Genomic DNA, 13604 nt, shown 5'->3' on the forward strand with positions numbered 1-13604 from the left:
GCGCGGTGAACGTCCGCGCGTGAGCTGGCGCATCAGGCCCCCCCTGTTCCCACGCCATGATGACAGCGCCGTCCCGCGGGCGGCAAATCCACCCGGAGAACGCGTCGCACCGCTACACCAGCGGCAACAGCAGTGTGGCCGTGGCCCCCCTGCCCGGCCCTTCGCTCTCCAGCGAGAGCTGCCCGCCCAGCATCCGCGCTGCCAGTGCGCTCGAGTGCAGGCCCAGGCCATGTCCACCCTCACGGGTGGTGAAGCCCTGGGTGAAGAGATGCTCGCGGAGCTCCGGCGCGATGCCCACCCCACTGTCCACCACCTGGATGCGCGCCATGTTGTCCGCCGCGTCGAGCCGCACGTGCAGCTGCCGCTGGCTGGTGGGAATCGCGCTCATCGCGTTCTTGGCGTTGCTGATGAGGTTGATCAGGATCTGCAACACCTTGTGCTTGTCCACCCGCACCGGGGGTAGTGCGGACAGCGACTGGACGATGTGGACGTCCTGTCGCTTGAGCGCGGGCAGCTGGATGCTCAAGGCGTCCTCGACGAGGCGCGACAAATCACACTCCTCGGTGAGCAGCGTGCTGCGGGCGTAGGTCTGCTGCACCTGGACGATGGCCCGCACGTGCTCGATGTGCTTGTTCATCGCCTCCAGGCCCTCCTGTAGCGTCGCGTGCTCGCGGAGCAGCTCCTCGGCGAGGCTCGAGAGATAGTTCGGCAGCTGGTTGCCGATGGGGTCGCGGGTGAGGAAGTCCGCCAGGGCTCCCTCGTGCTGCTCGAACATCGAGGAGACCTGCTTCACCCGCAGCATGCGGGAGGTGCTCACCGTCTGGGTCAGCACCTGGGCGTTGATGACGGCACTGGTGAGAACGTTGCCCACGTTGTGGAGCACGTTGGTGGCCACCTCGGCCATGCCCGCCGCGCGCGCCGTGTCCACCAGCTGGGCCTGGGCGTGCCGGAGCTCGCGTGTGCGCTCCTCCACCCGTTTCTCCAGCTCGTCGTTGGCGCGGCGCAGGGCGCTCTCGGCCTGCTGGAGTTCCGTGTACAGCCGCGCGTTCTCCAGGGAGATGGAGGCCTGGGAGGCGAGGTGGCCGAGCAGGGAGATGCGCGCGGGAGTGAAGGCGTTGCTGGCCAGGCAGTTCTCCAGGTAGAGCACCCCCCGGAACTCCTCCTGGCGAACCAGGGGCAGGCACAGCACCGAGCGGGCCTCGCCGCGCCGCAGCCACGCATCGGCCGCGAACGGGTGGGGCTGAGAGGCATCTCCGATGAGCACGTGCTCCCGGGTGCGCCGGACGTAGGAGAGCAGGGTCCACGGCAGGCGCTCGTCCCGAGGGCCGGCGACGGGCCCCTCCGGCGCGGGGTCCGCGAGGGCCACCACCGACAGCTTGTCGCCCTGTGGGAACAGCAGGGCGCCGCGCTGGGCACCGGCGTTCTCGATGGCCACCCGCAGCAGCGTGTCCCCCAGCTTGTCCAGGACGATCTCCCCGGAGATGGCTTGCTGGGCCTTCACCAGGGTGAGCGCGTCGAGGTGCGTGGAGCTCGTGTCCGTGCTGGTCTCCTCCGAGGACGGGAGGACGGGCGGGTGCGCCCATTGGGCATCCAGGTGCTGGACCTTGCCCAGGGCGCCCCAACGCAGCCAGGCCTCCCGTGCCTTGCGGGCGTAGGCCTCGGCGATGGTGGGCACCTCGCGCTCGGACCAGAAGCGCGACGCCAGCTCGCTGGCCAGGGCCAGGTCATGGATGCGCCCCTGCTCGCGCGCGGCCTGGATGGACTCTTCATAGGCACGCAGGGCCTCGGCCTCATGGCCCAGCAGGCGCGCCAGCTCTGCGGACACCATGCGCTCGAGCGCGCGGAAGTTCTCGGGACAATGGCTCGTCCACTCCGCCAGCCGCGCCTGGTGCTCGCGGATCTGTTCGAGGGCCGGCCCCCGCTCCTCCGGTGTCATCTTCCCGAAGCAGGCGGCCAGGGTCAGGGCATGGAAGAAGTGGAATTGCAGGAGCTGGACGCGGCCCAGCAACGACCAGCTCAGCTGGGCGACCCGGTCCGCCGCCTCTCGCGCCTCGTCGTACGCCCCGCTCAGGAAGCGTGACTGCATCTTGACGAGCCAGTACATGCACCGGGCGATGCTCGTGCGCTGCGGGGTGAGCCGGGCTTCGAAGGCCGCCTCGGTGAAGTCCTCTCCGTCGAGCGACTGGAACGAGACGGTGCGTCCCCGGAGCTGCTGGGTGAGCCGCTGGTAGACGTGGACGACGTCCCGCACGTCCACGAAGCCACTCATCCGCGCGAAGTCCAGCCGCGCCACCGACTCCTGGTAGACCTCCTCCAGGGCGTGCCCCAGGGTGAGCCGCTGCGAGACGATGTGCGTGCAGCAGAAGCCGGCGATCTGGAAATCGCTGGCCTGGAGCGCGTACTGGAAGGCCGCGCGCAGGCTGTTCAGGGACTCGGAGATGGGCTGGAGCCAGTGGCTGAGCATCCCCATGCCGAAGAGCGCCCTGCCCCGGAGCGCGGCCACGTCGTAGCGCTCGGCGAGCGCGCACGCGAGCTGGCCAAACTCCAGGCTCTCCTGGTAGCGCTTGAAGGCGAGCCCCAGCACCATCCCATATGTGGAGTACCCGTGGACGGAGGCCGGCGTGTTGCCATGCCGGATGCTGAAGCAGACCAGCTTGCAGAGGTGGAGCAGGTACAGGTGCCGGTCCGTGTTGAGCGCCGACGTGTTGAGGGCCACCAGGAGGCTCATCGTCGCCTCCTTCACCGGATCGCTCAGGCGGGGCAGTTCCACGAGGCTGGCGATGGACCGCTCTCCCAACAGGGCCCCCACCTCCGCCTGGGCGGCCACCACTTCCTCCCAGGAGGGGTGCGGTGGGAGCGGCATCCCCATCATCGCCAGGCCCTCCAGGAGGCTATCGACGGCCACCTGGTTCTCGCCGGCGGCCACGTGCAGGTCGCACTTGAGCCGGTAGAGCGCGGCCATCTCCGCCGGAGTGCGCGGGCGGCCACGGAGCTCCTCCACCATGCGGCGCGCCTGGGCGGCGTTGCCGCTCATGAACTCACAGCTCGCGAGATCCAACCGGAGCTTGAAGGCCAGCGTGTGATCCACCTCCCAGGGATCTCCGGGGAGGAGCTGGAAGGCCATCGCCAGATAGGTGATGGCCGAGCGGTAGGCGGTCGACGCCTTGGCCCTCGCGCCGGCCTCGGCGTTCAGGCGCGCGACGCGGTGGCACTCCTCGGGATCGGTGAGCAGCTCCGCGCCGGTATTGAGCTGCCCCACCACCTCGAAGAGGTTCTTGCGTACCTCCTCCGGCGACAGACTCGCCAGCAGCAAGCGGCCCACGCGCAGGTGGACGGCCTTGCGCTGCGCCTCGGGGATGAGGCTGTGGGCCGCCTGGTGGATGCGGTCGTGGAGGAAGCGGTACTGCTCCGGGCCGGTGGTGGCCAGCACGCCCTCCTGGAGCGCCAGCTCGAGGCCCTGTTCCACCTCGCCCGGCTCCTCCAGTCCCGAGATGACCAGCAGGGTGCGCAGCGAGAAGGTGTTTCCCACGCAGGCCGCCAGCCGCAACAGGTGCTGCGTCCGGGGGGGGAACTGGCGCAGCTTGGCCACCATGAAGTCGACGACGTTGTCGGAGTAGCCCTTCTGCCGGGCGCCCTGCTCGTCCCAGCGCCAGGAGCCCTCGGGCGTGCGCACCAGCAGACCGTCCTGGTGGAGCGTCTGCAGGAAGCGCAGGAGGAAGAAGGGGTTGCCTCCGGTCTTCTCTCGCGCCAGCGCCGCCAGCGGCCCGACGAGTTCCGCGCTCGCGCCGGGGAGCGTGTCCATGACGAGCCGCCGGACATCCTCGAGGCTCAGCGGCTCGAGCTGGACGTGGGACATCCGCGCGCCCGCCCGGCGCAGCTGCTCCAACGTCTGCGCCAGCGGGTGGGAGGAATGGACCTCGTTGTCGCGATAGGCGGCGATCAGCAGGAGCGGCGGTGTCTCCGGGTGGGTCAGCAGATGCAGCAGCAGCTGGAAGCTGGCCAGATCGGCCCACTGGAGATCATCCATGAAGAACACCAGCGGGTGCCCCAACGTGGCGAAGACGCCAAGGAACCGGCAGAGCACCCGGTGGAAGCGCTGCTGGAGCTGGGAAGGCGGCAGCTCCTGGACGGGGGGCTGTCTGCCCGCGACGAGCTCGAGCTGCGGGACGAGGTCCACCAGCACCTGACCCTGGCCTTCCCAGGCGTCGCTCAGGCCCTGACGCCACCGCGCCAGCTCCTCATCGGTGCCGCCGAGCAACTGCCGCACCAGTCCCTGAAGGGCCATCGCCACGGTGGCGTAGGGGATGTCCTGCTGGAACTGGTCGAACTTGCCGCTGAGCAGGAAGGAGCGCTGCCGCACCACGGGCTTGTGCAGCTCGTTGACCACCGAGGACTTGCCAATCCCCGAGTAGCCGCTGACCAGGACGAGCTCCGGGCGGCCGCGCTCGGCGACGCGCTCGAAGGCCTGGAGCAGGACCTTCGCGTGGCTGTCGCGCCCATAGAGCCGCTGGGGGAGCTGGAAGCGACTGGGGTAGTCGTGCCGGCCTGGAACGAAGTCCTCGAGCACCCCCCGGCTCAGCCCCTCCCGGCATCGCTCGAGATCGGCCTTGAGTCCCTCGGCGCTCTGGTAGCGCTCCTCGGCGACCTTGGCCAGGAGCTTCATCACGATGGCGGACAGGACGGGCGGCAGCCCCTGCACCCGTGCCGTCAGGGGCCGCGGGGCCTGCGCCATGTGGGCGTGGAACCACTCGAGCGCGTCGCGACCCTGGAAGGGGCGCTGGCCCGCCAGCAGCTCGTAGAGGGTGATGCCCAGGGAGTAGAAGTCCGTGCGGTAGTCCACCGAGCGGTTCATGCGCCCGGTCTGCTCCGGGGACATGTAGGCCAGCGTGCCTTCGACCAGGGAGGCTTGCGTCACGTCCACGTGCTCGACGAGCTGGAGGCTGGCGATGCCGAAGTCGATGAGGCGCGTCTCCCCCGAGGGCGTGAGGATGATGTTGGAGGGCTTGATGTCCTTGTGGACGATGCCGCGGCGATGCAGCTCCGCGAGCGTCGAGGCCACGGCGATGGCCAGGTCCACGGCCCGGGTCACCTCGAGCGGCTCGCCGGTGGACTCGGACAGGGGCGTGCCGTCCACGTCTTCCAGGAGGAGCACCGGCCGGCCCTGGAGCTGCTCACACGCGTGGGCCCGGATGACGCCGCGCACGTCCTGGAGCCGTTGCAGAATGCCGAACTCGCGCAGGTAGCTCTCGCGCTCACGGGGGCCAGGGGCTGAAACCCGCGGCGTCTTGAGAATGAGCCGCAGACCATCGGCACCGCGCACCGCGCGAAACAGCAGGCTCGTGCCCGTGGTCTTGAACGCCCCGAGCAGGGAGTAGCCAGGAATATTCAGCATCCAGGCAGAGCCTAGCGCCTTGGGCGCGCCTCCTTGAAGTGCCTGGAGCCTCCGAGCGGGCAAGCGCCATGCCCCTGTCCACGACCCTCCTCCGCGCCCACCCGCACCCTGCGTAGCTCCCGAACCATCCACCAGAGAAGGACTCCGGCGGAAGTGTCTCCGGCGGAAGTGTCAACCGACACGTCGGGCGCCCGGCGACTTCAACGTGCCGCCGCCACGGAAGGTGGAGCGAGCTCGCCGTCGAGCCACGTCCGCAGTTGCGTGAGCGCGTCGCTGAAGCGGGCGTGGCCCACCTCCGGCTCGAGGTCCTGGTTGGCGCGCAAGGACTGGTTGGGAATCCGGCCCTGGAGCCAGGCATCGCACAGGGAGTCGATGAGCAGCACGTGCTCCTTCTGCACGGCATCCATGCCGAGCTCCGAAACCCGCTGGTAGAAGCCGGGATCGATCTTCTCCGGGTACATCCAGCGGCCGTTGCGCTTGACGGGACGCAGGACGGGACTCAACCGGATGACCGGCCCATCCTGGACGACGTCGCCCTGGTCGCGGGGCAGCCGGTGTCCCAGCGTGACGTGCGCGATGAAGCTGGCGGAATCCGGCGGGTCATCGATGATGCAGAGCGCCGCCTTGCGGATGTCACTGGCGAGGCCCGGCTCCTCGGGGGTGTGCAAGAGCCGCTTGTCCTCCACCTCTCCGGTGGCATCCGGAGGGAGGGACAGCACCATGCCCGTGCCCAGGCTGAGCACGCGAAGGGTGGAGGGATCCACTCGCGCCGCGCCGTCGCCCATGTGGCTCAAGGCCTCCACCACTCCGGCCATCGTGGGGTTGTTGTAGCCCCCCATGGCCCCGTCCCAGAAACGCCGCTCCAGGAAGGTGGCGGGCTCATCGAAGAAGGTAATGGGCGCGTTGCTCGAGGCATGCACCGCCTGGGCGAAGGTCGGGTTCTTCGCTGGCGAGCGCGAGGCCGCCGGGCTTGCCGGCCGGGTCCGGAAGAAGATGGCACGCCGACGGTCATAGTCGAACGCGGTGATGATGATGTCCGCCAGGCCCTGACCGGCACGAGCCTTCCACTCCTCCATCGTCAGCCGGGCGAAGCCCTCCAGCTTCGACTCCGAGAAGGTCCGCTCGAGCCCCTCCAACTTCTTGCGCGCCGCGTAACGCGCCTCCAGATCCTGGAGCGCGGGAATGGCCGCCAGCATGCGCTGGTACCACGGCCGCTCGACGAAGATGCTCCGGCGCTTCGCCTCGTCGCGAAAGAGTTGCAGCAGTTGCCCCAGGGTGAAGTCCGCCGCCAGCCCCGCGGCGACGATGCTCCCTCCCGAATTGGCCACGACGAGCTGGAATCTCCGAAGCACCTCATGGCCGCGCGCCTCGGGACCGAAGAGTTCAATGAGCGCCCGGACCTCGATGAGTGCCCAGGTGCCTCCTCCATCCAGCGAGAGAATCTTGAAATGCTCCATGGTGCGCCCCCTCATGCGAAGGACACTCGCAGGACGGCCTTGAGTGGAAGCAGGCCCGGCTCCGGACGTCGGCTCCCGAACGGCAGCATGCCTGGATTCGAGGCGATGACGGCTCTCCCCGAGCCTCGGGTGACCGGTACCCAGCAAAAACCCACCCGGTCCGAGCACCCTCGAGCAGAAGATGCTGGACCGAGGACGGAAGACGTACCCTCGGGAGCACGGCCCCACGGAAGGCCAGCTCCTTCCCCTTTGACGGGCTGGAGTTACCCCTTGGCGGAATTCTGGAAGAAGCTCGGCCGTGGCTTCGCTAGAACGCTCCATGCCTCTGCCCTCGGGATTCGGACAATGACCTCCAGGATGTACCAGAGCCTGATGCTGCTCGGGCTGTTCATGGCCCCAGGCGCCTGCACGTGCAAGAAGAGCGACGAGGAACTGCTTCGCGAATACGAGTCGGGGAACGAGCCCTTGCCCGAGTCGCTCAAGCCCATCGAACTGACGCTCTACGGCTTGAACTACACCGACCTCTATATCAGCAGCTTCTCCGTGTCGGGCATTGGAGGGGCCGACATTCCCGTTAGTTCTCCTACTGCCGGAAGCAGTGGCGGCGTGTGCTGCATCCCCTGGTATCCCGGTGCGGCCCTTCCCATCCCCATCAAGGTTTCCTGGACACGGGACAACATGCGCCGCTGTGAGAAGGAAGTCATGATCACCGGCCCCGTACCTCCGAATCCAGAGAACTTCGCGGTGCATTTCTTCCCCGACGGGCACATCGAGATCGAACTCACGGAAGACTATCCAGAACTCAAACTGCGACTGGAGCGATACAGCCCGACACAGCGCAAGCAGTCCGGCAACGCTGTATTGGACGAGCAAGTCGCCAAGTGCAAGAATGTCAACTCCCAGTGACCAGAAGAACCAGGGTAACCGTTCACCGACCCGGCTCGGTTGAGGAGGAGGCAGAGGAGAGGTGACCGCAGAAGTGGTGCTGGACAAGGGGACGGCAGACGTGGTGTAGCAGAAGCATGGCCGAGGTGGACCCCCGAGACGTGCGCATCGCGCAGTTGGAAGCGATGGTGGCGGAGCGAGACGCGCGCATCGCCGAGTTGATGGCGAAGGTGGAAGCACTCACGGCGCGGGTGGCGGAATTGGAGGCGCGCCTGCGCCAGGATTCGAGCAACTCCTCGAGGCCGCCGTCCTCCGATGGGCCCGGGACGAGGCGCCAGCCGAAGAGGCCCACGGGCCGCCGTCCGGGAGGCCAGCCTGGACACAAGAAGCATGAGCGCGCGCTGTTACCGCCCGAGCAGGTGCAGCACGCCGTGGAGGTGGTGCCCCGGGAGTGCAGGGGTTGCAAGCGACAGCTGCGGGGGCAGGACAGCGCCCCCCGGCGTCACCAGGTGGTGGAGGTGCCGCCCCTGTCAGCCATTGTCACCGAGTACCGCTGTCATGCATTGCAGTGCCCTGAGTGCGGGTGGTGACGCGCGGGGAGGTGCCCGCGCACGCGCGCAGCGTTTTCGGTGACAGGCTCGCGGCGCTCGCCTCATTGCTGGTGGGCAAATACCGCCTGTCCAAAAGGCTGGTGAAGGACGCCTTGTCGGACATGCTGGGGGTGGAGTTGTCGGTGGGCAGCGTCAGCAACCTGGAGGGCGAGATGTCGGAGGCGCTCGCGCCAGCGGCAGCCGAAGCCCTCGACTACGTGCGAGCCTCGGAGGCAGCCAACGCCGATGAGACGGGATTCGCGCAAGGACGAGAGGGCGGCCGGGCTGGCCGCGCCTGGCTGTGGGTGGTGGCCAGTGCGCTGGTGGTTGTGTTCCACATCGCCACCAGCCGCGGCGGCAAGGTGGCCCGCCAACTGCTCGGCGCGGACTTCGCGGGCTTCCTCACCACCGACAGGTGGAGCGCCTACGAGTGGGTGGATGCGGGGCTGCGCCAGCTGTGCTGGGCACACCTCACCCGCGACTTCCAGGGCTTCATTGACAGAGGAGGACGGGGCGGGCGGATAGGCCGAGAACTCATGCGTGAACGCAACCGCTTCTTCAAGTGGTACCACCGCGTGCGCGACGGCACCCTGGCACGCGAGCACTTTGAAGAGCGCATGCGCGAGGTGGAACACAGAGTCGGCCAACTGCTGCGCGAGGCGGCGCGACGGGCGGAGAAGAAGACGGCTGGCATGGCCCGGGAAATCCTTCAGTGGGAGAAGTGTCTCTGGACGTTTGTCGATGTGCCAGGCCTCGAGCCCACCAACAATTTCGGCGAGCGCTGCATCCGGCACGCCGTCATGTACAGGAAGACGTCCTTTGGCACGCAGAGCGAGGAGGGCAGCCGCTTCGTGGAGCGCATCTTCACCGCCACCACCACCCTCAAGTTGCAGGGCCGTGACGTGCTTGCCTTCCTGACCGATACCCTCGCCGCGCACCGCCGCGGCTTGCGCGGGCCTTCGCTCCTTCCTGCCTTGCCCGTATCTCAGCTCGCGCTCGCTGCCTGAGTCGGTGAACGGTTACGAACCAGGTACTTTCCAGTCTGAGCAAGTCCGTCGCGTTCTTGAACATGCGCAGCAGCAAGACCGCACGAGCACTCGGGGCCAAAGGAAACAGTGCCCAGAAGCCCTCTCTCTCCAGTGGAACACACGTCTCCATCTTCTTCGATGGTACGGGAAACAATCTGGAAGCAGACCGTGACACCGGAGAGCACAGCAACGTGGCTCGGCTCTTCCTGGACCATCTTGAAACTCCGGAACAAGGCATATACCGCCACTACGTGCCAGGTATTGGAACGTATTTCCGGGAGATAGGAGACCCCGGCGGCGAACTCCTGGGCAACGGAGCGGGAGGAAAGGGTGAAGACCGGCTCAAGTGGGCGATGGCCAAACTGGAGAAATGCCTTGCCCGGAGCAATGGCCGACAAACGCTCCATCTCGCGCTGTTCGGATTCTCGCGTGGCGCCACGCTCGCACGCGCATTTGCCCTGCGCATCGCACAGAAATGCCAGCGCCGTGGAGATGGCGTCTGGCTCATCACACTGGGTCAACGCACGTCGCCCATTCGCCTTTACTTCATGGGGCTGTTCGACACCGTGGCCTCGGTGGGAACACCCCTCAGTCTCAACAACACGGCTTCCGTGCTGTTGAGCGCGGTCAGCACGCGTGCGGGCATGATGGATCGCAACGCCCGTGACCTCTCCAAACTCGCGTTTGGCACCGAACCGGGTGCGGATCCCGCGCCGGGATTGTCCACCGGACATTGGGCCTGGGCCAATGATCTCCGCATCCCCGAGATGGTGGAGGATTGTCTTCACATGGTGGCCGCCCATGAGCTCCGTAATTCGTTCCCCGTGGACAGTCTTCTCCAGGGACTGGAGTACCCTTCCAACTGCCGCGAAATGCTCTATCCCGGAGCCCACTCGGACGTGGGTGGCGGCTATCGCCCGGGAGAAGGAGCCCGAAGCCGGACGAATGGCTCGCTCCTGAGCATGCTCCCCTTGAGAGTCATGCGTGAGCAAGCAATTCAGGCAGGCGTCCCCTTGGGCAATGCCCTCAACAGCCAGGACTTCGCCGAGGATGCCGCGAGCAAGGAGTCATTCGAACTGCTCCACCAGCGATTCACTGGCTACATGAATGCCGTGGGTTGGGGCGAGCAGTCCCTCGGCGCTGGAGTCCTGGCCCACATGAAGCGCTACTACCAGTGGCGCTTCCACCGGATCGCCCGTGACAAGAATGACCGGGCGGCCCGTCGACCCACCAAGGACGAAACACTCCTCCGGGAGTTCCAGACCAGGTGGAAGACCGAGCACCAGGGCTTGTCCAAGGACACGGAAGCGCTCAAACGAAAGTACTTCACCCAAGCGCAACGGACCAGTGAGTTGCAAAATTCATTCGGCACCCAGCGTCGTCAGCAACTCCTGCAGAGGGAACAATTCATGGCCAAAGCCATGAAGAATGACTACCTGTCCCTCAAGGCCCGCCTGGACACCCTGCCCAGTTCGGACGGTTCGTTCCTGGAATCCCTGAAGGTCTACGACGAACAACTCCTCGAGGACGCTCGCGCCATCCAAGCGCTCGCGAAGTTCCTCGGCCGGCAGAAGCTCCGGCCCCACTATCAGCAACTGCTCCAGGCCTACGAGGACGAGCAGCGCGGACAGGGATTGAAGGATCAGACGATCATCCAGTTCTTCGACACCTACGTCCACGACTCGCTGGCGGCGTTCGCCCAGGACTCGACCCTGCCGTCCGATCCCCGCGTCATCTATACGGGAGGCAACAACAAGATGAAGTACGCCGTGAGTCCGCCGCGCGGCCAGCCCATGCCGCACACGGCCCTCGGCTGAGTCTCCGAACACCCACTGCTGGCGGCCCGTCGGGCGGACCCTATCGATGATGCAGGGCGCCAACGAGTCCCCCGACCGACCGACCATCCGTCCCTGCCTGAACTTTCTTCATCCAGCGGCAACCACCGGCCCTGGCAGGCATCACCCACATCTCCTCGTTTTACTTGATTAAACGGACTAATTTGTTATACAAGCCCACCTCTCATGGGCGGGTAACCGCATGAGGGTAAAAGAATGAGGAGAGCAGGGCTGCGACTCACCACGCTGCTCGCATCCACCGTGATGGTGGGTTGCGGCGGTGCACGCGATACAGACAACGCGGATCCAGCGAGCAACAACCCCGAGGCCACCACGGTCCAAGCCGCCGCTGTCAGTGCTGGCGCGCAACCGGTCAACACCGTCTTGTCTTGGGTCCCGCTGAGGCTGAACGTCTACTACAGCTTTGGCGTCACGACGCCGAACTACACCAACCGCGTCCTGCGTCATTATGACAGCCTGGCGCGCACGGATGTCATCGGGACCTCGGCGACCGAGAAAGCGGACTCGAGCTTCCGCGTCGTGGCCGGCCTGGCCGACAAGGATTGCTATTCGCTGGAGTCGCAGAACTACCCGGGCAAGTACCTGCGGCATTCCAACTCACGGATTCGCCTCGACAGCCGCGACAGCACCCGCGTGTTCGACGAGGATGCCACGTGGTGCACGCGCCCTGGCTTGTCGGGGCAAGGCGTCAGCCTGGAGTCCTTCAACTTCCCCGGCCGCTACATGCGGCACATCAACTCGGAAGTGTGGCTCGCGCAGCGGGGCGGCTCGCTGCCCAGCGATACGGCGGTCAGCTTCAACGAGGACGCGAGCTGGAAGGCCATCAGCCAGGCCAGCAGTGACTTCAAGGCCTGGGGAGACGAAACCCTCAACAAGATCGAGCAGGACTTCAGGAAGCCCGGCAGCAACCTCTACTACGAGGGCACGGATCGCCAGGCGACCGCCTTCAATTGGGACGCGGGCACTCAGCTTCACGCCTTGATCGCGGGCGGTAGAATCCAGCAGGCCGAGGCCTTCGCCAACGAAATGCACCAAGCCTACTGGTGCTACACGAAGAACCGCTGGGCGTACAACGCCGTGGCCTATGGATGTGGCGATCGGTACTACGACGACAACGCCTGGGTGGCCAAGGGCTTGATGGAGCTGTACCAGAAGACCAACAACACCACCTATCTGAACAGGGCCAAGGAGGTCGTGGCGTTCAGCATGAGTGGGGAGAACACCGCGACCAGCAACCCGAACGGCGGCATTCGTTGGCATGAGGGGGACACCGGCGGCCATTGCCTGTGCGCCACGGCTCCGACCATGGCGGCCAACCTCATGATCTACCGGGCCACCGGAACCCAGCAGTACCTGACCGACGGCTTGCGGCTGTACAACTGGGTGAAGGCCAATCGCTTCGGCTACGGCCCTGGCTACCGAGGGTATGAGAACGCCGTGGTGGCCCAGACGGCCCTCCTGTTGTTCAAGATCACGGGCAACTACACCTACCTGGATGACGCGCGCCACATGGCCTACGCCATGGAGTCGACGTACATCGACTGGCAGACCCGCGCGCTGAGGGAGACCGGGCAGTGGGGGGGTCACGACATGACCAATGCCTATGTGGACCTCTACGAGACGGATGGCGACATCAACTGGCTGAACATCGTCGCGGGCTACCTCCAGTTCGTGCGTGACAATGGCAAGGACGCGAACGGCAGGTACCCCGAGTGGTGGAACAGCGTGGGGCAGCCCGGCAACCCCGTCCTGCTGTACCAGGCCTCCGCCGCCCGCGCTTTCGCCCGGATGGGGAACACCCGCGGGGGAACGATCAAGCCGAGGGATCCCGTCGCGATCTTCAGGGACTGCAACTACACGGGAGACTGGAGGGCGGGACTCTGGGTGGGCCGCTACAAGCTGAGCGACCTCCAGTTCCGCGGAATCGCGGGCAAGGACATCTCATCGGTGCGGGTGCAGCCCGGCTACAAGGTGACCTTCTACGAGAACGCCGACTTCACGGGCGCCTCGCTCGTCAAGACCGCGGATGACAGCTGCCTCGTCGCCGCGGGGTGGAATGACCGTGCCAACTCGCTGGTCGTCGAGGCGGTTGCGCCGACCGTCGTGGTCCACAATGACTGCAACTTCACCAGCCCGGGCATCCACCTCCCCGTGGGCAGCTACGACGAAGACACCATGAGGACCCTGGGGTTCAGCCCGGATGTCATCTCCTCGCTCCAGGTGGCCGATGGGTACGAAGCGGTGCTGTACGACGGCGGCCGTTTCGATCAGGCCTCCCTCACCACCGGAACCAACAGCTGTCTGGTGGGCGCGGGCTGGAACGACAAGGCCGCCTCGATCATCGTGAGGAAGAAGGCCGCCAAATAGGCCCATCCAGGTGTCAGAGGATTCGGGCC

At 66.4% G+C, this 13604-nt stretch carries 5 protein-coding genes and 1 pseudogene; 4 read left to right on the forward strand and 2 right to left on the reverse strand.

The window, feature by feature from the left end; all coding sequences use genetic code 11:
* Positions 1-112: 112 nt before the first annotated feature.
* Positions 113-5392, reverse strand: a complete 5280-nt coding sequence (locus tag F0U63_RS45700) for an AAA family ATPase (protein WP_395841235.1) — start codon at positions 5390-5392, stop codon at positions 113-115.
* Positions 5393-5592: 200 nt separating this feature from the next.
* Positions 5593-6849: a patatin-like phospholipase family protein gene (locus F0U63_RS45705; protein ID WP_395841237.1), complete on the reverse strand. Its 1257-nt coding sequence runs from the start codon at positions 6847-6849 to the stop codon at positions 5593-5595.
* A gap of 270 nt (positions 6850-7119) precedes the next feature.
* On the opposite strand from F0U63_RS45705, the gene F0U63_RS45710 reads away from it, so the two are divergent.
* The 4 genes and pseudogenes from F0U63_RS45710 (at position 7120) to F0U63_RS45725 (ending at position 13575) form a co-directional block, all read left to right on the forward strand.
* Positions 7120-7755, forward strand: coding sequence for a DUF3304 domain-containing protein (locus F0U63_RS45710; protein WP_395841239.1), 636 nt, complete (start codon positions 7120-7122; stop codon positions 7753-7755).
* 116 nt (positions 7756-7871) lie between these two features.
* Positions 7872-9331 (forward strand): annotated as a pseudogene (gene tnpC / locus F0U63_RS45715) (IS66 family transposase).
* Between the two features lie 62 nt (positions 9332-9393).
* Complete coding sequence (locus F0U63_RS45720; RefSeq protein ID WP_395841241.1) at positions 9394-11169, forward strand: T6SS phospholipase effector Tle1-like catalytic domain-containing protein; 1776 nt, start codon at positions 9394-9396, stop codon at positions 11167-11169.
* A 234-nt stretch (positions 11170-11403) separates the two neighbouring features.
* A complete protein-coding gene (locus F0U63_RS45725) occupies positions 11404-13575 on the forward strand; it encodes an AbfB domain-containing protein (RefSeq protein WP_395841243.1) in 2172 nt (723 codons plus the stop codon).
* Positions 13576-13604 lie beyond the last annotated feature (29 nt).

The sequence above is a fragment of the Cystobacter fuscus genome, assembly GCF_044360685.1.
In the GTDB taxonomy this organism is placed as follows: Bacteria; Myxococcota; Myxococcia; order Myxococcales; family Myxococcaceae; genus Cystobacter; species Cystobacter fuscus_C.

Coding starts and splice junctions, on each gene's coding strand:
- F0U63_RS45700 (WP_395841235.1), bottom strand. CDS start 5,392: ATGCTGAATATTCCTGGCTACTCCCTGCTCGGGGCGTTCAAGACCACG.
- F0U63_RS45705 (WP_395841237.1), bottom strand. CDS start 6,849: ATGGAGCATTTCAAGATTCTCTCGCTGGATGGAGGAGGCACCTGGGCA.
- F0U63_RS45720 (WP_395841241.1), top strand. CDS start 9,394: ATGCGCAGCAGCAAGACCGCACGAGCACTCGGGGCCAAAGGAAACAGT.
- F0U63_RS45725 (WP_395841243.1), top strand. CDS start 11,404: ATGAGGAGAGCAGGGCTGCGACTCACCACGCTGCTCGCATCCACCGTG.